The sequence below is a fragment of the Hymenobacter jeongseonensis genome, from assembly GCF_015694725.1.
In the GTDB taxonomy this organism is placed as follows: Bacteria; Bacteroidota; Bacteroidia; order Cytophagales; family Hymenobacteraceae; genus Hymenobacter; species Hymenobacter jeongseonensis.
The window spans coordinates 420628-439759 of record NZ_JADQDQ010000004.1 but is presented as its reverse complement, the minus strand read 5'-3'; the positions used below and the strand labels follow the sequence as shown (position 1 = coordinate 439759).

Here is a 19132-nt window from a genome sequence, read left to right as displayed (position 1 = left end):
GCCCAACTTCCGCTTTATGATTCCTGAACACCGCCAGAGATTCAACGCCGCGTTCAGCCCGGCTAGCTATCAGGAAATGTTAGCCGACATCGACCGGCAACTGCCCGGCCAACTCGATTTCCGGGTGGCTGAAACGCCGGTTTTTATACCAGCGGTGCTGCGCGATAAATTAATTGCGGCCGGCGAAAGCATCATTGAAGTAATTGAACAGCCAAATTTCAAAGAATTAACCGAAGGCTCAATCCCGGCGCACCAGCGCGTTCCCAATGAAGACCAGCACCCCGAATTCCTAACTTTCGATTTTGCGGTGTGCCGTGATGCTGCCGGCGAACTGGAACCGCAGCTAATTGAAATGCAGGGATTTCCCTCACTTTACGCATTTCAGTCCTGGCTGCCCACTGTTTTCAAGCAGCACTACCCCATCGCGGACACCGTCAGCCCCTTTTTGGCAACGCTTGATTTCCAGGGTTATCAGGAGCGGATGCGCCAGTTTATTTTGGGCGGGGAATCGGCAGAAAACGTCATTTTGTTGGAGCTATTTCCGGAGCAGCAAAAGACGCGAATTGACTTTGCATTATCAAAAACGCTCTGGGGAATTGAGGCTATTTGCCTGACCAAAGTTCAGCGCCAAGGCCGCGCATTATTCTACGAGAAAAACGGCGAATTAATTAAAATTAAACGCATTTATAACCGCGTTATTTTTGATGAATTGGCCCGCTATCCAGAATTAGACTTGCAATTTAATTTAACCGACGACGTAGATGTAACGTGGGTGGGCCATCCCAATTGGTTTTTTCGGATTAGCAAATACACCTTGCCGCTGCTACACGGGCCGTTTGTGCCGCCCAGCTATTATTTGCACCAGCTTGCCGCGTACCCGGAAGACTTGGAGAATTACGTTCTCAAACCATTGTTTTCCTTTGCCGGAGCCGGCGTACGTCTACACATCACCGCCGAAGAATTGGCTGCTTTGCCCGACAAGCACAATTATTTATTACAGCGCAAAGTGGCTTATGAGCCAGTGGTGCAATCGCCCGATGGCTTGGTAAAATGCGAAATCCGCCTGCTCTACATCTGGCCCAAAGGCGAGGCGAAACCGCAGCTGCTCACTGGCCTCAGCCGGCTGAGCCGGGGCGAAATGATAGGGGTGGATTTCAACAAGGACAAGGATTGGGTGGGTGGCACGACTCCTTTGTTTGAACGGTAGGCAGCTTAATTAGCTGCATACAACGCGCGGTTGAGGTTGCGCGTAAAGGCAAGCCTATCATCCCTCACCCCCATTCCATGTCCTCACTCACCGACAAAGGCTTCAAGCTCTCCAAAAACGTCCTTTTCAATGTATTTATTGGCCGGGCTACCAAACTTTTGGGCAAGCCTTTCATGGTCATCACCACCCTCAATGAAGTAGCCAATAAATTGGCTGATAAGAAAAGCGAATCGAGCAAATTTCGCCAGCTTTTTGAAGTTGCTTTCACTTTGGTGCGCTTGGTAAAAAACTACATAACCGGCGATTACCGCGAAGTCTCAACCAGCACAATTATTTCGGGCTTGGCCGTATTGCTTTACGTCCTCTCACCTATCGACCTTGTGCCGGATTTTATTCCCATGCTGGGTTTTCTGGATGACTTGAGCTTAATCAGCTGGTTTGTCAGCAAATTCCAGGGCGAAATTGTCCGTTATCAAGCATGGGAAGAAACCGGCCGGGGCCTAGTCACCAGCGCACACGGCACCCGCGGCGTACCCGATGGCACAGCTCTTCCCGCAAAGGGCGATGCTACTCAGCCTAGCGTAGCGGAACTTGGCCATTCATAAATAGCTCGCCGGCTTCTGCTCAGAGTGCAATACCATTCATTACTTGCCACGAAGCTGCCCCAGTGCCGGGGCAGCTTCGTGGCAAGCGTGCTTTTAGGATTTCGCAACCACTACGCTCACGTCCCGAAGCAGGAAGCCTAATTATATTGCATTGCGGGCGCTACAAGTGATTTTCTCGTTCCACTGAGAATTGAACTTATAAATTATGCGCCCCTGTTTTTTAAGTCTGCTTATCAAAACGCCGGGGTTTCTGGGCGTGTGAGCACCCACTGCGTTGAATTTCACTTATGCCTACGTTTGTCGTTTCACTCCGCCTGCCCGACTCTTACGACGAGGAATTCATTGCCCTCATCCCCAGCCACCGGGATTTTATCAACCATCTGCTGAACGAAAAAGTTGTAGAGGTGTATGCCATCAGTAGCGACCGCAGCCGGGGCTGGGTCACCATCAACGCCGACGATTCCGCGGCCGTGCAGGCTGTAGTCGAGCAATTCCCGCTCTACCATTACCTGCATGGCGTGGAAATTGATGAGCTGTTTATTTTTGATAGCGCGTCCTCGCGGTTTCCTCACATCAGCTTAAACTAACTACCGCCGAAGCAGCGCATCGCAGTTTCGGCTTCCTTCTTTGATTTCAACATTTCATGGCTGTGTTTCTCACTTCTTGTTATTACTCGTTTCGTAAAATAGTACCCGTCGGGGCATTGGCATTGGTAGCCGCTTCGGGTCCCAAAACGCCGCCGCCCACCACCGAGCAGCTCACCACGCGAATGAGTGCGGCCATCGAGAACCTCAAAACTCTGCGGTGTACCGTGAAGGCGCAAGAGCGAATTGATGGCAGCATCAACCAGGCGCGCAGCATCATGAAGCTGACCTACAACCCCGTTCGCATCTACATCAAAAACCACAAAGGGGTGGAGGTTTTGTGGCTGGCTGGTCAGAACAACGGCGACGCTTGGGTGTATCCGGCCACCTTTCCCTACGTGACCCTGAGCTTGGACCCCAAGGGCAAGCTCATGCGAGGCAGCCAGCATCATACGGCCCTGCAAGCAGGTTTCGGCACCATTTCCGACCTGCTGCGCACCACCAGCCTGCGCCAAGACAACTCCTACAGCCGCTCGTTTCGGTACACCGGCGATACCGTGTTGCTGGGCCGAACCTGCCACGTGCTCCGCTCCAGTTACCCGCAATTCCGCTACGTCACCTACAAGGCGGGCAAAAACGAAACCATTGGCAGCGTCGCCGAACGGTTCGGCTGCGGCGAATACCGGGTGTTTGACCGCAATGACTTAACAATCGGCGAAAAAATACCCGAAGGCAAAGTGCTTCACGTGCCCAACTCCTACGGCCGGCGTACCACCGTTTGTGTCGACCCTAAAACGTTTCTACCTACCATGGTCCAAGTAGATGATGACAAAGGGTTGTTTGAAAAATTCGAGTTTTCCGACGTAGTTGCCAATCAACCCATTTCGGCAGCTGAATTTTCCAAAGATTACAAGGGGTATAAGTTGTAATTACTACGCCATCGAATGGTAGAGTTGCTGCGATTTAAATAATTAGTTGGTTTAATAACTTCCAAACAATTCCTAATAAAAAGGCCGCTCAAGTGAGCGGCCTTTTTATTAGGAATTGTTATTTTGAATTAGCCAGTAAATTACCGACGCATGGTTTTTTCGATTTGGTCCCACATGCCGGGAGTGAGCATTTCCAGCTTATTAAATTCACCCGCGCCATTCAGCCACTCGCCCCCGTCGATGGTTACGACCTCGCCATTGACGTAGGCAGAGAAATCGGACACCAGGTAAGCCGCCAAGTTGGCGAGTTCTTGGTATTGGCCCACGCGCTTGAGGGGCACGTTGGCGGCGGGGTCGAGTTTGCTGGCTAGCGGCTCAGGGAAAAGACGGCTCCAGGCACCTTCCGTGGGAAACGGGCCGGGGGCAATGGCATTGGAACGGATGCCGTACTTGGCCCATTCCACGGCCAAGGACCGGGTCATGGCCAGTACCCCGGCTTTCGCCGCGGCCGAAGGCACCACGAATGCCGAGCCCACCGAGGCGTAGGTCGTGACAATGTTGAGGATGGTGCCGGGCTTTTTATCGGCAATCCAGCGTTTGCCCACGGCCAGGGTGCAGTTGTAAGAACCCCGCAGCACGATGTCAACAATGACATCAAACGCCTTGTGCGACAGGCGTTCGGTGGGGCTGATGAAGTTGCCCGCTGCATTGTTCAGCAAAATGTCTACCCCGCCGAACTCCTTGATGGTGCGCTCCAGCATGGCTTCCACTTCGTCGTACTTGCGCACGTCGCAGGCAATGGGCAGCACGTTTCCACCGGTTTGCGCACGCAACTCTTCGGCCGTTTTTTCCAACACATCCAGCTTGCGGCTGGTTATGGTGACGTTGGCGCCAAGCTGCAGGAAATAAGTAGTCATGGCGCGGCCCAAGCCGGTACCACCGCCGGTGACGATGATGGTTTTGCCCGCCAGCGCGTTGTCACGCAGCATTGGTTGGGTGTAGGGAGTGTTCATGCAAAACAGATGTAGAGGTGAAATTTGCGGCTCAATCCGCAACCCGAAGGTACAAGACTGTTGGGGCGCAGTTGAAAGCCGCTCCTCGCTAAGCCTACTCAACAATACTCAAGACGAAATATAGGGTTAATTATTTTTTTCGCACCTTCGTACTTTGATGCAAATAAGTCCTTTTATTTGAAATGAATAGTTCCAATTCCGGGGGCTCCACGAGCACAGTTTCGGGAGCGGAATCCTCCACTGTTTTAGTTCTGGGCTGCGGATGGCTGGGCATGGCCTTGGCTCACTCGCTGGCCGCAACCGGGCATCGCGTGCTGGGCACTACCACCACGCCCGAGCAGATTGCTACCATGGAGATGGCCGGCATCGAGCCGCATCTGTTGCGACTTGGAGCCGATTTTGGCGCTTCTTCCGAAGCTTTATTGCATCGTCTGTTGCAGGCGGCCGACGTGCTGGTGCTGAATGTGCCGCCCCGCGCTTCTTCAGCAGGGGCTTATCCCACGCTGTTGCGCCCCGTGCACCGGGCCGTTGCCGCGGCTGGCACCAAGCACGTCATTTTCGTCAGTTCCACCAGCGTGTACCCCGACGAGGCTCGGATGATGCGCGAGAGCGATGCCTTGAGCACGCGCGATGCCGCTTCGGACGTATTGCGCGCCGAGGGCCATTTTGTGCCCCGTTATGGGCAATGGAAAAGCACGGTGGTCCGCTTGGGGGGCCTTATCGGGCCCGACCGAGCACCAGGCCGCTTTCTAGCAGGCCGCCGCGAGTTGGCCAACGGCAATGCCCCGGTCAACTTGTTGCACCTGACCGACGCCGTTGGCGTGCTCGCGGGCATCATCAAGCACGATGTGTGGGGCCACACTTTCAACGTTTGTGCGGCTCAGCATCCCCTTCGGCGCGAATTTTACCCTGCCGCCGCCCACTATTTGAATTTGGAAGCGCCCACATTTAAGGTGGAGAAAGGCGTGAGCGGCAAAATTGTCGACAGCAGTTCAGTACGCAAGCTGGTTCCTTATCAATTCCAGCACGACGACGTGCTGAAAGCGTTGGCGCACTGCTAACCGCATAGCTGCGTTCCGGCAGGAGAACGCAGCTCATTCGTTTACCATCTGCCTGATTGCGCAGCCGTACCTTTGCCTGGTGAAAATTGATGCATCCCAACCCCTTGTAGCCGTGCTTGGCGGCGGTGCAGCTGGTTTTTTTGGAGCCATTGCCTGCGCCGAAGCGAACCCTCAAACCCAAGTTGTATTACTGGAGAAGACGGGCAAGCTGCTCGGCAAGGTCCGCATTTCGGGCGGTGGAAGGTGCAACGTGACCCATGCCTGCGAGACGCCGGCGCAACTGGTAGCCCACTACCCACGTGGCAACAAGCAGCTGAAAGCCGCTTTTCAGCAGTTTGGAGTAACCGAAACCATTGCCTGGTTTGCCAAACGCGGGGTGCAGCTGAAGACCGAGGCCGACGGCCGTATATTCCCCACCACCGACTCCAGCGAAACCATTGCCAAAGCCCTGGAAGAGGCCGCTCGTAAGGCCGGGGTTCGCATCGTCACGAATACCAACGTTGATGAAATTCAACCATTGCCAACAGGAGGGTTTCAGCTGAAGCTCAGCGGTAGCGGAGCGGCCCAGTTTAGTAGCGTACTATATGCCACGCGTTTGCTTGTTGCCACCGGCGGCAATCCCAAAAGCGCCAACTACGATTGGCTGCGCGAACTTGGGCACTCAATCGCCGAACCGGTGCCTTCGTTGTTCACCTTCAACGTTCCCAATTCGCCCTTGAGCGAATTGATGGGCGTGAGCGTACCCCAGGCCCGGGTGGTGTTGGCTGGCGAAAAGCTGCAGTATGAAGGCCCCTTGCTTGTCACGCACTGGGGCGTGAGCGGCCCGGCGGTGCTCAAGCTCTCGGCCTGGGGAGCGCGCCGGCTTCATGAGCTTGACTACGTAGGAACGGCCTTGGTGAATTGGATTCCCGCTTTTACCGAAGACACGCTACGAACGTGGCTACAGCAGTTCCGACAGGAAAACGGCAAGAAGACGGTAGCCGCCAACCCACAATTTGGCTTGCCCCAGCGCTTGTGGCGCAACCTGACCGAGCAAGCCGGCATTGGCACCGAAACCAAGTGGAGTGACTTGCCCGCTAAATCCCAGAACCGCCTGCTGGAGTTGCTGTTGCGCTCGCCGCTGGCAGTACGCGGCAAAACCACTTACAAGGAAGAATTCGTGACCTGCGGCGGTATTTCTCTCGATGAAGTTGACCTCAAAACGATGCAGAGCCGGCGCGTCCCAGGTGTATATTTTGCCGGCGAAGTGCTCGACATTGATGGCATTACGGGAGGGTTCAACTTCCAGGCGGCCTGGACAACCGGCTTTATCGCCGGTCGCGCCCTCGCCGCCCCGTTAGCGGTCGAGGTGTAACCTTCGCTGCAGACAGGGAGTAAACATCTAAGTAAATCTTTCACTTTACTTATTCCCTTTCCAAATGGAAGCCAAAGCAACCCAAGCCCTGCTCAACGAATTGGTTGAAACCCTCAAGGATGGCCAGAAGGGCTATGCCGACGCCATGACCGACGTGGAGGATTCTAGTCTAAAAGACACCTTCAAGAAATACGCCGCTCAGCGCTCGGAATACATCACCGAAATCGAGGACCAGATGTTCAAGCTGAACCTGAAGCCCGACGAGTCTTCTTCCATAACCGGCACCGTGCACCGCGCTTGGATTGACCTGAAATCGGCCCTGACCAGCAAAGACAATAAGGCCGTACTCAACGAGTGCGAGCGCGGCGAAGACTACGCCGTGAAAGCGTACCAAACTGTGCTCAAAGCCCAGGACCTGCCCACGCCCGTTAAGTCGGTAATTGAGAAGCAGTACCAAGGCGTGCAAGAAGCTCACAATACCATCAAAGCCCTGCGTGATTCTTCGAAGTAATTCGATTTAATCATTCAAGGTCAACAAAAAAGCCGCTCAAATTGAGCGGCTTTTTTGTTTTCTAACCTAACATAATTTCACCTAAATAGTCACTACTGGTTAACCCAGACAATTATCGGATAACTATTCGTCGAAGCTTTCGTTGCGGGGCTTGCGGGGCGTTTCGTATTCCTTAGGAGTGCCGTAGCTGGGCTTGTTGCCATAGCTGGGCTTGTCGCCGTAGCTGCCTTTGTTGCCGCCGTAGCTGGGCTTGTTGCCGTAGCTGCTGCCGCCTTCGCGGTTGCCGTAAGCCGGCTTGTTGCCGTAGCTGGGGCGGTCGCCGCCGTCGCGGTTGCCTTTGTAGCCACCGCCGTAGCCGCTGCCACCTTCGCGGCGCTCGCCACCACCGTAGCTGCTGCCACCGCGGTTGCCGCCTTTGTAACCACCACCGTAGCCGCCTTCACGACGCTCGCCGCCGCTGAAAGGACGACGCTCGCGGTCGCCACCGAAGCCGCCGGGACCACCACCCGAACCACCGGTCCGGCTGAAACCTTCTTCTTTAGCTGCGCCTTCCTGCACTGGAGTGGCAATGCTGAAGCTAACGGGCGTGCCTTGGATGCTGGTGCGGCCCAGTTTCTCTACAATCTCATTGGCATACTCCGAGGGTACTTCCACAAAGCTGAACTTGTCGTAGAGGGCGATGTCGCCCACTTTGGCACCGGTCAGGTTGCTCGACTCCGAAATCAGGTCCACGATGTCGCGGGGGTGAATCCGGTCCTTCTTGCCCATGGTTACGAACAAGCGGGTGTAGCCGGGGCGGGCCGTACCGGCCGCCTTGCTGGCGTCGAGGCTCTGCTGAGCACTCTTGTCCTCCTTCATCGTCATCTTCAGCAGGGCTGCGGCGATGTCGAGCGAGGTAATTTCTTCGCTCTGGTCGAGCAGGCGCTGCACGCGGCCCACGTATTTCTCGAGGTTGCCCTTCTCGATGATTTCCTTGATTTGATTCAGGAACAACGTGGTTTTCACCTCCGATACATCGGCAAACGACGGCACCTGCTCCAGTTTAATCTGGGCCTTGGTAAAGCGCATGATGTCGCGCAGCTTATAAATGTCGCGGCCGCTCACAAACGTGAAGGCTTTGCCACTTTTGCCAGCGCGACCCGTGCGGCCGATGCGGTGTACGTAGTATTCTTCGTCGGCGGGCAGGTCGTAGTTCACTACGGCTTCCACGTTGTCTACGTCGATACCACGGGCGGCTACGTCGGTAGCAACCAGTACTTCGATGGTCGACTTGCGGAATTTGTCGAGGGTGTTCTGGCGCTGCTGCTGGCCCATGTCGCCGTGCAGGCCTTCGGCGAAATAGCCTTTGGCTTGCAAATCAGCTACGATTTCGTCCACCATGCGCTTGGTGTTGGCGAAAACGATGGTCGACTTCAGGTTGAACATGTCGAGCAAACGGGTCAGCACGTCCTTTTTCTGGGGACCACGCACCTCGTAGTAGCTCTGCTCGATGTTGGTCACCGTCATGGTCTGGTGGTTCACCTTCACTACCTGCGGGTCGCGCTGGTACTTCTTGGTAAGCTCCATGATGGGCTTGCTCATCGTGGCCGAGAAGAACACCGTCTGGCGTTCTTTCGGCATCTTGCTCAGAATGAACTCGATGTCGTCGCGGAAGCCCATGTCGAGCATTTCGTCAGCTTCATCCAGAATGATTTTGGTGGTGTTCTCCAGCTTCAGGGTGCCACGCTCAATGTGGTCCATGATGCGGCCGGGGGTACCGATAACAATCTGAACACCACGCTCCAGAGCGCGGAGTTGACGGTCGTAGGGGCTGCCGCCGTAGATGGGAACTACCATCAAACCGCGCTTGTATTTGCCCAGCTTCTGGATTTCGCCCGAAACCTGCACCGCGAGTTCGCGGGTTGGGCAGAGCACCAGTACCTGTACGTCTTTGCTGTCGGCGTCCACACCATCAATGGCGGGAATGGAGAAAGCGGCGGTTTTGCCGGTACCCGTCTGGGCCTGGCCGATAACGTCTTTGCCGGCGAGCAATACGGGGATAGCAGCAGCCTGAATGGCCGAAGCTTCTTCGTAGCCCATCTCGGTGATGGCGCGTTGTACTTCCTCAGAGAGGTTCAGTTCGTCAAAACGAACTACAATTTTTTCAGCTTCCATGAATGTGGAAAAAGGTAAGGGATAAGAGACTCGCTCCGAAAACAGCCGTACTCAGCGACGTTTCCCCTCCTTCTACCTTGTCACAATCAGGCGGGAAAAACAACCAAAAAACTATGCGGCCAATGCGTTATGCCTCTCTTAGGCTTGCGCGGACTTAGGGCCGTCCTCAAATGCGGGTGCAAAGGTAGGATTTTTATTTTGGATAACCTAGATAATAATAAAAACATACCTCACGATGAGCGTAGCCGAAGCATCTCGCGTGATTCGTTTGTCATCCTGAGTGGAGCGAAGGACCTTATCACGTCCTAATGGTTTCGTGCAGCGGTGATAAGGTCCTTCGCTCCGCTCAGGATGACAGATAGACCCCAAAAAAACAGGCACAAAAAAAAGCCCACCAAAGGCGGGCTTTCTTAATACAAAGCTAAAGCAGGACTAAACCAGCGATACTTTTACAGCGTTCGGGCCTTTTTTGCCTTGGGCTACTTCAAATTGAACTTTGTCGTTTTCGCGAATCGAGCTTACTTGCAGGTCGCTGATGTGTACGAAAATGTCTTCGCCAGTTTCGTCGTTTTTGATGAAACCAAAGCCTTTGGTCTCATTAAAGAATTTTACCGTTCCGGTGGGCATGGTGGTTGTGTTGTGGGTTTCCCTAAGCTTTTGGGCCACCGTGGCTTGGTTTCTTAGGTTGCGTCAAAGATAGGCAGAAATTCCAAATGACCAAGTCGATAGCTATTTTTTTCAACCTGTACCGACCTTTGCCTACTCCTCTTTCTACTATACTGTATGACTGATGCCTCCGCGCACGCTTTTTCACTAGAATTTCAAGTTCCGGAAAGCGCCATTGATGCGCTGGGCCACGCCAATAACGTGGAATACGTGCGCTGGGTGCAGGATGTAGCCGGCGCGCACTGGCTGAGCATCTGCCCGGCCGAGCTGCGCGACCAGATTATCTGGGTAGTGCGCGAGCACCGTATTCGCTACCTGCAATCGGCTTTCGCGGGCGAGACACTACGGGCCACCACTTGGGTGGGCGAAACCAGCGGGGCCACGTCGCTGCGCTACACCCGCCTCTCCCGCGCCAGTGATGGGGTGCTGCTGTGCGAGGCGGAAACGACTTGGGTCCTGCTCGACCCTAAGAGCGGCCGGCCGGTGCGGGTGACGGCGGAGATGGTGAGTTGGCTGAAGAATGAATCTGATTTACTCAACCCAATTAATTAACGAAAAAAGCGTTTTAAGCTTCGCTTCCTCAAAACCTTCCCTTGTTTCGACTGCGAAAATCGGAGTGCCATTTTGCTCAATTTCCAAGATGGAATATTGTTCTCCCCAAAACGCTTTTGCGTTCAAAAAACGCCCTTTTAGTTCTGTCAACTGAAAAGATTTTATTTCCGTCTTCCAAAATCCCCCAAAATAAACATCTAACCTTTTAGCTTGAATTTTAAGCTTGGTAACACGGCGTCTACCAGCAACACTGATAAACATCAAAATAAAGGCCACAACATAACACGATAACAGCACTGCAGAATACTTATGAAACAGGAATGTCAGAGCAAGGAAAACGGCACCCAATAATAGCGCACGTTTTGTAAGTAGACTGCCAACCGTATCACTGCTTTGTATTGTAAGCATTACACCATATTTATTGCTCTATAAAATCTCCTTCTCAAATATACATGCCTCCCTCCTTCCGCATCTACTCCTCTTCGGCCGGCTCCGGTAAAACGTATCAACTTACCAAAGAATACCTGCTGCTGGCGCTGGGGGCTGAAACCCCTGAGTACTTCAAGCATATTCTGGCCATTACGTTTACCAACGATGCGGCGGGGGAAATGAAGCACCGCATTGTGGATGCGCTGCGGAATTTTGCCTACCCTAAAGAGGGCAAACCCGATGCGCTGCTGGCCGAAGTTGCCAACGAGCTGGGCCTATCTGCGGCAGAGGTGCAGCGGCGGGCGGCGGCCACGTTTCGGTTGGTATTGTACCATTATGCCGATTTTGGAGTGAGTACGATTGACTCCTTCGTGCAGCGGATTGTGACGGCGTTTACCCGGGAATTGGGCTTGCCGGCCACGTTTGAGGTGGAGCTAGATACGGATGCGGTGCTGCAAAGCGCCGTGGCCGCGCTACTGGACAAGGTGAACCGCGACCCCAACAGCAAGCTGCTCTCGCAGACGCTGGCGGAATACGCGCTGGGCCAGGCCGAGGAGGGCAAAAGCTGGAGCCGCCTGCCGGAGGAGTTGGCCGGGTTTGGCCGGGTGCTATTTAATGAGACGGTACAGGAGGCTGTGGCGCAGCTGGATAAGCTGAGTCTGGCCGATTTTCGGCGACTGGATAAGGAAATCCGGGCACAGCGGGCGGAAATTGAGGCAGCCTTTGCGCAGACACAGGAGGTGGGCGCGGCCATTCTCGAGCAGGCAGGCGTGAGCGTGGACGACCTGTATTATGGCAAAAGCGGCATTGGGCAGTATGTGCAGAAAGGCGTGGTGCTGCTACAAGCCGATGCCGGGCCAAATAGCTACGTGCGCAAAACCCTGGCCGAGGACAAATGGCACGGGGGAAAAATCAAATCGCCCGCCGACAAAGCCCGCGTGGATGCCGTGCGGGAGCCGCTAACGGCGCTGGTGGCAACGCTGGATAAACTGCGCGCTGATTATTTGCCCAATTATCTATTACTGGCGGCAATGCAACCGTATTTATTTCACGCCTCGCTGCTGAGTGAATTAAATAAAATAGTAGAGCAAATAAGCCGGGAGCGTAACGTTGTTTTAATCTCAGAATTCAACCGCCGAATTGCCACCATTGTGCTCACGGAACCGGTGCCATTTTTGTACGAGCGGCTGGGTGAGAAATACGAACACATTCTGATTGACGAATTTCAGGACACGTCCGTTTTGCAATGGAATAACCTGCTGCCACTGGTGGAAAACACGCTGGCCAAGGGGCACAGCAGCTTGGCGGTGGGCGATGCCAAACAGGCCATCTATCGCTGGCGCGGGGGCGAGATGGAGCAGATTCTGAGGCTGCACCAAGGCAACACGGAAGCGTTGGCGGCGCGGGCGCGCGAACCCGAGATGCGCGAGCTGCTGCGGGGACGCTACGAGTCGTTTCGCGGCAAGCTGGAGTCGAAAGCCTTGCAGGTAAATTACCGGTCGGCGCGCGAGATTATTGACTTCAATAACTCGTTTTTCAAATCAGTAAGCGAGCGGCACGCGGCACTGGGGCTGGTGACCGGAATTTACGACGCGCATTTTGGGCAGCAGGTGCCCGAATCGCAGCGGGCCGACCAGCAGGGCCACGTCGAGCTCCTTTTCACTCAGAAGGACGCCCCTGCCCTGCTTTACGACCCTGCCGCCGGTACCTACATCACTACGCCCCTTCCGGGCCATGCGCCCGGGGCGCTACTGAGCTACGATGAGAGCACCTGCTACCTGACGCTGCAACTGGTGGAGCAGGCGCTGCGCGACGGCTACGCCCTGACCGACATCGCGGTGCTGTGCCGCACGCGCTACGCCAGTAAAATCGTTGCCAAGTTCCTAAAAGAGCGGGGCTACGCCATTATCTCGGCCGATTCGCTGGCGCTGGAATTTGCCGAGGTAGTGAACCTGCTGGTGGGCATTCTGCGGGTGCTGCACCAGCCCGCCAACACGTTGGCGCGCGCCGAAGCCCTGCTGCTGGTGGACAAGGTGGTGCGCGGGCAGGCTCCTACGCCGGCCCGGGCCCGACACATTGCCGCGGTGGCGAATGCAGCGGGCGGCACCTCATTTTTCGACGAGCTGCGCGACCTGGGCTACGACGTGCAGGAAGCCGAAACCGGCAACCTGGGCCTTTACGAGCTGGCCGAGCGCCTGCTGAATTTATTTGGCTTACTAGGGCGCAACGGGGAGAGTGACTACCTGTTTCGCTTCCTCGATTTAACGCTGGAATACAGCCTGAAATTTGGCAACAACCTGGGCAATTTCCTTGCGCATTGGGAGGAGCGCAAGGGCCGCATCAGCATCAACGCGCCGGGCGGCCGCGAGGCCATCACCATTACCACGGTGCACAAAGCCAAAGGGCTGGCGTACGGCGTGGTCATCGTGCCATTCGCCGACTGGAGCCTCGAACCGCACCGGGGCACCCTGCTCTGGGGACACCTGGCAGCAGACCAGAAACCGATGGAGCGGATGCCCGACGTGGCGGTGGTGAGCCTCAACAAAGGCATTCAGCAAACGGCGCTGGGCGCGCAGTACGACGAGGAACGCGAGAAAACCTTCCTCGAGGGGCTGAATACGCTGTACGTGGCCTTCACCCGGCCCCGGCATCGCCTCTACGTCATCAGCAAGCGGCCCGAAGACAAGAAAAGCACGAAGCCCGGCGAAGAAATCGCACTGCTCGCGGCGGCCCGCAATGTATCGGATTTGCTCCACGGCTACCTTGTCGATAGTGGCCACTGGCAGGAAGACCAGGTTTCCTATATTCTGTCGGCAGGCACGCCCGCACTGCAGCGCGCCGCCCAGCAATCGGCGCCCGCCTTCCTGCTCACCAACCTGGAATCGGCGCCTTGGGAAGACCGCCTGAAACTGCGCCGCCACGCCACCGCCCTCTTCGATTTTGACGAGCAGCAGGCCCAGGGCGAGTGGAACCGCAAGCTGCACTTTGCCCTGCGCCGCCTGCTCACGGCCGCTGATGTAGGCCGGGTTGCCAGCCAGCTCGTGGCCGAGGGCATCCTCAGTGCCCGCGAGCGGCCAGAGTTAGTAGCCAGCCTCGAAACGCTGGTGCGCGACCCGCGCCTGGCCCCCTACTTCGCCCCGAACCTGAGCGTGGAAACGGAGCGCGAAATCTTGGTGGGCGGCGTGAAGCTGCGCGACTACAAGCCCGACCGCGTGGTGCTCGCCCCCTCCCTCGAAGAACACCACCGCCTGGGCGGCCGGGTCACACTGATGGATTTCCGACTTCCCCCGCCGCAAGAGAAACACCAGCGCTTGCTGCGGAACTACGCCACCCTATTCGAGCAATTGGGGTACGCGGAAGTACGCGGGCTTATTTATTATTTCGGCACGGGGGAAGTGGTGGAGGTATGAGGAAATATATTTAATTGATTAATGAAGAAATTTCTCGCGCTCATTTCAATTGTAGTTGCCGCATCACTAATTGGCGGTACTTATGGGGCATTACACGACCAACTGACGTATACAATTTCGCCAGAATACTTTACCAAGTTTAAATTCATTCAATTTGAATTAGTTGATGAAGGGCCGGAAGCACATATTTCAAATCCAAGAATCTGGGTAGCGGCAGTGGGCTTCTTAGCTACTTGGTGGATGGGCGCACCAATCGGATTCATTTTGGGCTTAGTTGGGCTGGCTCATAGCAGTTGGGGAATAATGCTCATCGTAACGCTGCGCGCTTTCTTGATTACAATGATTATAGCCTTCGCAACCGGAATCATTGGCCTTATTTACGGGCGTCTGTTTCTGGCAAACAACCCCATAAAATCATTTGACAATTGGTTTATTCCTGAGAACATAATAAACTTTAAAGATTTTATTACAGTAGGCTCCATGCATAATTTCAGCTATGCTGGTGGACTCATCGGGTTAATTGCCGGCATTCTTTACAGCACAAGTCAAAAGAAGAAACGCCTTGAGTTAGCTGTTTCTTAGTTTCTCACCCTGCTGCGCTAGGCCGTTGGCTTGGCCGGCAAGGTCAGCAAATCAGTAGGCCAGAGAAACGCCGCCAAGGCAGGAGTTGCGCAAGGGGTTGCAAGCCGTCTGCGGAACTGGGGATTCCGCAAGAATAGCTATTAGGCGGTAAACCAATAGCCCGTCATGCTTCGCAATGTGCTGCACGAAGAGCTATTTAGTTCTTGATGCCGCCCACCCGGCCGACCTTTGCCACCATGCACACCCTCGACCAACTGCGCACCGGGCAGCTCGCCGGCCTCAAACAGCTTAATTTATCGGCGGGCCTCACGGAATTTCCCCAGGAAATATTCGACTTGGCCGATACGCTCGAAGTCCTCAACCTTTCGGGCAACGCCCTCTCCTCTTTGCCCGATGACCTGGGCCGTCTGCACCGGCTGCGTATCATTTTCTGTTCCGACAATGATTTCACCGAAGTGCCCGCCGTGCTGGGCCAGTGCCCGCAACTGAGCATGGTCGGCTTCAAAGCCAATCGGATACGCACCCTACCCGGCGCCGCCCTCACCCCCGCCCTGCGCTGGCTCATCCTCACCGACAATCAATTAGAGGCCTTGCCTCCGGAAATCGGCAACTGCCAGACGCTGCAAAAGCTAATGCTGGCCGGCAACCAACTCACAGAACTTCCTGCAACGCTGGCCCGGTGCACCAACCTGGAACTGCTGCGCATTGCGGCCAACCAGCTCACGGAACTGCCGAAGTGGCTTCTGGCCATGCCCAAGTTGGCCTGGCTGGCCTATGCGGGTAATCCGTTTTACGCGCTGACCGACTTCGGCATTTCTGAAAATCAGTCGATTGGCATCATCCCGTGGAAAGAGCTTGCGGTGGAGCACCAGCTGGGCGAAGGGGCCTCGGGCGTGATTTACCAAGCGCGCTGGCACCAAAACGAAGGGCTGCCCAAAGCCGTGGCCGTCAAATTATTTAAAGGCGCCCTGACCAGCGACGGGCTGCCGCAAAGCGAAATGGCGGCCTGCATCGGCGCGGGCGCTCACCCTAACTTAATTGGCGTGGCGGGCCAAGTGAGCCAACATCCCGCTCAGGCACAAGGCCTGGTTATGGAATTAATCAGCCCGGCTTTTGGCAACCTGGCCGGCCCCCCGAGCCTAGCCACTTGCACGCGGGATGTGTACGCGGCCGGCGCCTCCTTTACCCTGGCAATGGTGCTATGCATTGCCGGAGGCATTGCGGCGGCCACCCAACATCTCCACGAACGGGGCATTTTGCACGGCGACTTGTACGCGCACAACGTCCTGACGACGGCAGCGGGCGAGGCCCTGTTGGGCGATTTTGGGGCCGCCAGCTTCTTCTCGCCGCATGACATCACAACCAGCCACGCATTGCAGCAACTGGAAGCACGGGCTTTTTCATGTCTTTTGGAAGAGCTGCTGGCGCACTGCCACGAGGCCCCAACCACCCAGGCGGCCGTTGAGGCACTGCATCGCTTACGGCAGCGCTGCGCGCACCCTGACGTTTCGGCCCGGCCCTTGTTCCGCGAAATCAAAGACGAGTTAGAGCAGGTGGGCCACGCTGTTTCGCTCGCGCGGAAGTAATTCCTACTTTGTGACCGCTGGCTCGGGCGCGATGCGAGTGGGCGTCTGCTTGCCCGCCACAATGCCGCTGGCACTCTGGGCAATGGCCTGGATAATGGCCGTCATATTGGGCAGATTCAGGCTTTCAACTTCGTCGTCCACCGAATGGTAGAGCTTGTCGTCCGGAATCTGGTCGCTGCTGATGGTGTGGGCCGGCACGCCGAGCTTGGCCAGCGTGGCGTTGTCGGAGCGGTAGAACAGGTTTTGGGTGGGGTATGGGTCGGGCTCAAACCGGAATTTGCTGCCCGCCAAATTGGCTTGCAGCAAGGGGCCAAAATCCGATTTCTCGAAGCCGGTGATGAAGGCCGTATTGGGTCCGAATTTGGCCAGTTTGCCTATCATTTCTATGTTGAACATGGCCACCACCTGGTTGGGGTCGAGCTGCTGCGAAAAATGCCGGGCCCCGAATCCCCCTACTTCTTCGGCCGCCAAGGCGGTGAAGATGAGCGGGCGGGCGTTGTCGCTGCGCTGTTTAAAGTACTCGGCCAGCGCCACCACGGCGGTGGTGCCGCTGGCATCGTCGTCGGCGCCATTGGCAATGGAATCGCCGGCCACATTGGGTTTGATAACACCCAAATGGTCGTAATGGCCCGAGAACACCACCTTTTCCCGTATGCGGGCCGAATCCTGGCCGGGCAGCACGCCCACCACGTTGCGCAGTTCCACCACGCGTTGCTGAGTTTTGCCCTGCACGGCAAACGTAGTATTCGTGGTATTTTTTGCCGTTTTACTATCCGCAGAAGTCATCACCAAAACCGACGAATACGCATTGCCGGCCTCGGTAGTACGCAGGCGAGGCTGACGATTGGCATTCTGCAAACGCTTGAAAACATCTGCGTGCGCCGGGTCCAGCAGCACCACTAGGTTCTGGCTGGGCCGCATGATGCGCCCAACAAATTGCATCGGCTTCTCTTCAGGGCCAATGGTTAGCACTTCAATGGCGGGGGTTTGATTTGTCCATTCCAGCGTGGGCTGGTTGGAGAAAAGCAACAGTTTATCGGCCGGTACCACTGCCCCGTTCAGCGTCGCACTCAGGGCCGTCACCGGTGATTCGTACACGGGAAATACCTGCTCGAAGCCTGTAGCACCCGGCAGTGGCTGCAGCCCGATACGCTGGAACTCACTGGCCAGGAACTGGGCCGCCTTCAAGCCGCCGGGTTGGCCGGTGCCCCGGCCCTGCATGTCGTCCGCCGCCAGAGTCGTCAGCACCCGCGCCACCGTCACGGCCGATACCTGGACGCGGGCCGCCCGTTTGGCCGCTTTGCGGTTCTGGGCCGAGGCTCCGAGGGTGGCTAAGGCCAACGAGATGGTGAGCAGGCAGCGTTTCATAGAGGGAAGTTGTAGCGTGTGGTGAAGCGTTCCGTTACGGACCAAAGCCGCATTTTGGACAGGGGGCAATTGGATGCACAAACATAAGCTCGGCATCATTAGGGCGGCTTTTATGGGATGATGCTATTGCCCAATAAGGCCCGCTTTGTTCCGAAAGCTCTGCAGTCTCATTGTATGGCTACCTACCTGACCAGCCAGCCGTTGGCATCGAGCCAGTTTTTCAGGCGCTCGGTCCAGTCGTCTTTGGTGGTTTTGTTGTTCAGCCCAAACCCGTGGCCTCCCTGTGGGTAAAGGTGCATTTCGACGGGTACGAGGTGGCGCAGGCAGGCTTGGTAAAACACGAGGCTGTTTTGCACGGGCACGACGTCATCGTTTTGGGCATGCACCAAGAACGTGGGCGGGGTTTGGGCCGTCACCTGATTCTCGTTGGAATATTGCCGCACCAGCTCCGCCGACGGGGCAGCACCCAATAAATTTTCGCGAGAGCCCTGGTGCTTGAGGCTATCACTGAAGCTGATAACCGGGTAGAGTAACACCAAAAAGGCCGGCCGCACGGACACCGCGCCCTGATTGGCACCCACCGGGCGAGCAAACCGGGTGCCCGCCGATGCCGCCAAGTGGCCGCCGGCCGAGAAGCCCATCAGGCCGATGCGCTCGGGGTTCAGCTTGTACTTCGGGGCTTGCTGGCGCACCACGCGCAGGGCCTGCTGCACATCGAGCAGCGGGGCAATGGCTTTGTCGGGCTGGCTTTCGTCGTTGGGCAACCGGTATTTGAGCACAAAGGCCGTCACCCCCATCTCGTTCAGCCGCTTGGCCACGTCATAGCCTTCGATGTCGATGGCCAAGCGGGCGTAGCCGCCGCCCGGGCAAATAACCACGGCCGTGCCATTGGCGGTGCCCGGAGCCGGCACAAAAACGGTGAGGTTGGGCTGCACCACATTGGCAATGCGCACGCCCCCGATTTCGAGGGTAATGCTGGTTTCCTGCACCTTACTGGGGATGGAATTGGGCACCGTGCCCGTGTAAATCGGGATGGTTGGTTGGGCGAGCACGCGGAGGACAGACACAAAAAAGACGGTGAGAAACGAGAGAAAAGGCAGCTTTTTCATAGTCGGGTTAAT

General features: G+C 56.1%; 17 protein-coding genes. 11 read left to right on the top strand and 6 right to left on the bottom strand.

The window, feature by feature from the left end:
* Positions 1-16 precede the first annotated feature (16 nt).
* From I2I05_RS11415 to I2I05_RS11400, 4 genes are all read left to right on the top strand, one after another.
* Positions 17-1207 carry an ATP-grasp domain-containing protein gene (locus I2I05_RS11415; RefSeq protein WP_196282368.1) on the top strand — a complete coding sequence of 397 codons (1191 nt, stop codon included), beginning with the start codon at positions 17-19 and terminating at the stop codon, positions 1205-1207.
* Between the two features lie 77 nt (positions 1208-1284).
* On the top strand, positions 1285-1812 hold the full coding sequence (locus I2I05_RS11410) for a YkvA family protein (protein WP_196282367.1): 528 nt from the start codon (positions 1285-1287) through the stop codon (positions 1810-1812).
* Positions 1813-2099: 287 nt separating this feature from the next.
* A complete protein-coding gene (locus I2I05_RS11405; RefSeq protein WP_196282366.1) occupies positions 2100-2399 on the top strand; it encodes a hypothetical protein in 300 nt (99 codons plus the stop codon).
* Between the two features lie 56 nt (positions 2400-2455).
* Positions 2456-3325 carry a DUF1571 domain-containing protein gene (locus I2I05_RS11400; RefSeq protein WP_196282365.1) on the top strand — a complete coding sequence of 290 codons (870 nt, stop codon included), beginning with the start codon at positions 2456-2458 and terminating at the stop codon, positions 3323-3325.
* Between the two features lie 140 nt (positions 3326-3465).
* Here the strand turns inward: I2I05_RS11400 and I2I05_RS11395 are convergent, their stop codons facing one another.
* Positions 3466-4338, bottom strand: coding sequence for an SDR family oxidoreductase (locus I2I05_RS11395; protein ID WP_196282364.1), 873 nt, complete (start codon positions 4336-4338; stop codon positions 3466-3468).
* A gap of 182 nt (positions 4339-4520) precedes the next feature.
* Between I2I05_RS11395 and I2I05_RS11390 the strand changes: the two genes are divergently transcribed.
* The 3 genes from I2I05_RS11390 (at position 4521) to I2I05_RS11380 (ending at position 7264) form a co-directional block, all read left to right on the top strand.
* Positions 4521-5399, top strand: coding sequence for an NAD-dependent epimerase/dehydratase family protein (locus tag I2I05_RS11390; protein ID WP_196282363.1), 879 nt, complete (start codon positions 4521-4523; stop codon positions 5397-5399).
* Positions 5400-5478: 79 nt separating this feature from the next.
* Positions 5479-6753, top strand: coding sequence for a BaiN/RdsA family NAD(P)/FAD-dependent oxidoreductase (locus tag I2I05_RS11385; RefSeq protein ID WP_317192344.1), 1275 nt, complete (start codon positions 5479-5481; stop codon positions 6751-6753).
* A gap of 64 nt (positions 6754-6817) precedes the next feature.
* Positions 6818-7264 (top strand): PA2169 family four-helix-bundle protein, encoded by a 447-nt coding sequence (locus I2I05_RS11380; RefSeq protein WP_196282362.1) that lies wholly within the window; start codon positions 6818-6820, stop codon positions 7262-7264.
* A 123-nt stretch (positions 7265-7387) separates the two neighbouring features.
* Here I2I05_RS11380 and I2I05_RS11375 read toward each other — a convergent pair whose 3' ends face one another.
* Positions 7388-9418: a DEAD/DEAH box helicase gene (locus I2I05_RS11375; RefSeq protein ID WP_196282361.1), complete on the bottom strand. Its 2031-nt coding sequence runs from the start codon at positions 9416-9418 to the stop codon at positions 7388-7390.
* Positions 9419-9850: 432 nt separating this feature from the next.
* Positions 9851-10045 (bottom strand): cold-shock protein, encoded by a 195-nt coding sequence (locus I2I05_RS11370; protein WP_035564390.1) that lies wholly within the window; start codon positions 10043-10045, stop codon positions 9851-9853.
* A 156-nt stretch (positions 10046-10201) separates the two neighbouring features.
* On the opposite strand from I2I05_RS11370, the gene I2I05_RS11365 reads away from it, so the two are divergent.
* Positions 10202-10636, top strand: coding sequence for an acyl-CoA thioesterase (locus I2I05_RS11365; protein ID WP_196282360.1), 435 nt, complete (start codon positions 10202-10204; stop codon positions 10634-10636).
* Here I2I05_RS11365 and I2I05_RS11360 read toward each other — a convergent pair.
* On the bottom strand, positions 10616-11044 hold the full coding sequence (locus I2I05_RS11360; RefSeq protein ID WP_196282359.1) for a hypothetical protein: 429 nt from the start codon (positions 11042-11044) through the stop codon (positions 10616-10618). The two genes, I2I05_RS11365 and I2I05_RS11360, sit on opposite strands and share 21 nt — an antisense overlap.
* 44 nt (positions 11045-11088) lie before the next feature.
* On the opposite strand from I2I05_RS11360, the gene I2I05_RS11355 reads away from it, so the two are divergent.
* The 3 genes from I2I05_RS11355 (at position 11089) to I2I05_RS11345 (ending at position 16643) form a co-directional block, all read left to right on the top strand.
* Positions 11089-14475, top strand: coding sequence for a UvrD-helicase domain-containing protein (locus tag I2I05_RS11355; RefSeq protein WP_196282358.1), 3387 nt, complete (start codon positions 11089-11091; stop codon positions 14473-14475).
* A 21-nt stretch (positions 14476-14496) separates the two neighbouring features.
* Positions 14497-15057, top strand: coding sequence for a hypothetical protein (locus tag I2I05_RS11350; RefSeq protein WP_196282357.1), 561 nt, complete (start codon positions 14497-14499; stop codon positions 15055-15057).
* Between the two features lie 236 nt (positions 15058-15293).
* Complete coding sequence (locus tag I2I05_RS11345) at positions 15294-16643, top strand: leucine-rich repeat-containing protein kinase family protein (protein ID WP_196282356.1); 1350 nt, start codon at positions 15294-15296, stop codon at positions 16641-16643.
* Between the two features lie 3 nt (positions 16644-16646).
* On the opposite strand, the gene I2I05_RS11340 is transcribed toward I2I05_RS11345, so the two are convergent.
* Together I2I05_RS11340 and I2I05_RS11335 are read right to left on the bottom strand one after the other, a co-directional pair.
* Positions 16647-18011 (bottom strand): M20/M25/M40 family metallo-hydrolase, encoded by a 1365-nt coding sequence (locus I2I05_RS11340; protein ID WP_196282355.1) that lies wholly within the window; start codon positions 18009-18011, stop codon positions 16647-16649.
* A gap of 182 nt (positions 18012-18193) precedes the next feature.
* The gene (locus I2I05_RS11335; RefSeq protein WP_196282354.1) at positions 18194-19120 is read right to left on the bottom strand and encodes an alpha/beta hydrolase; all 927 of its coding nucleotides are present in this window, start codon (positions 19118-19120) and stop codon (positions 18194-18196) included.
* Positions 19121-19132: the final 12 nt, after the last annotated feature.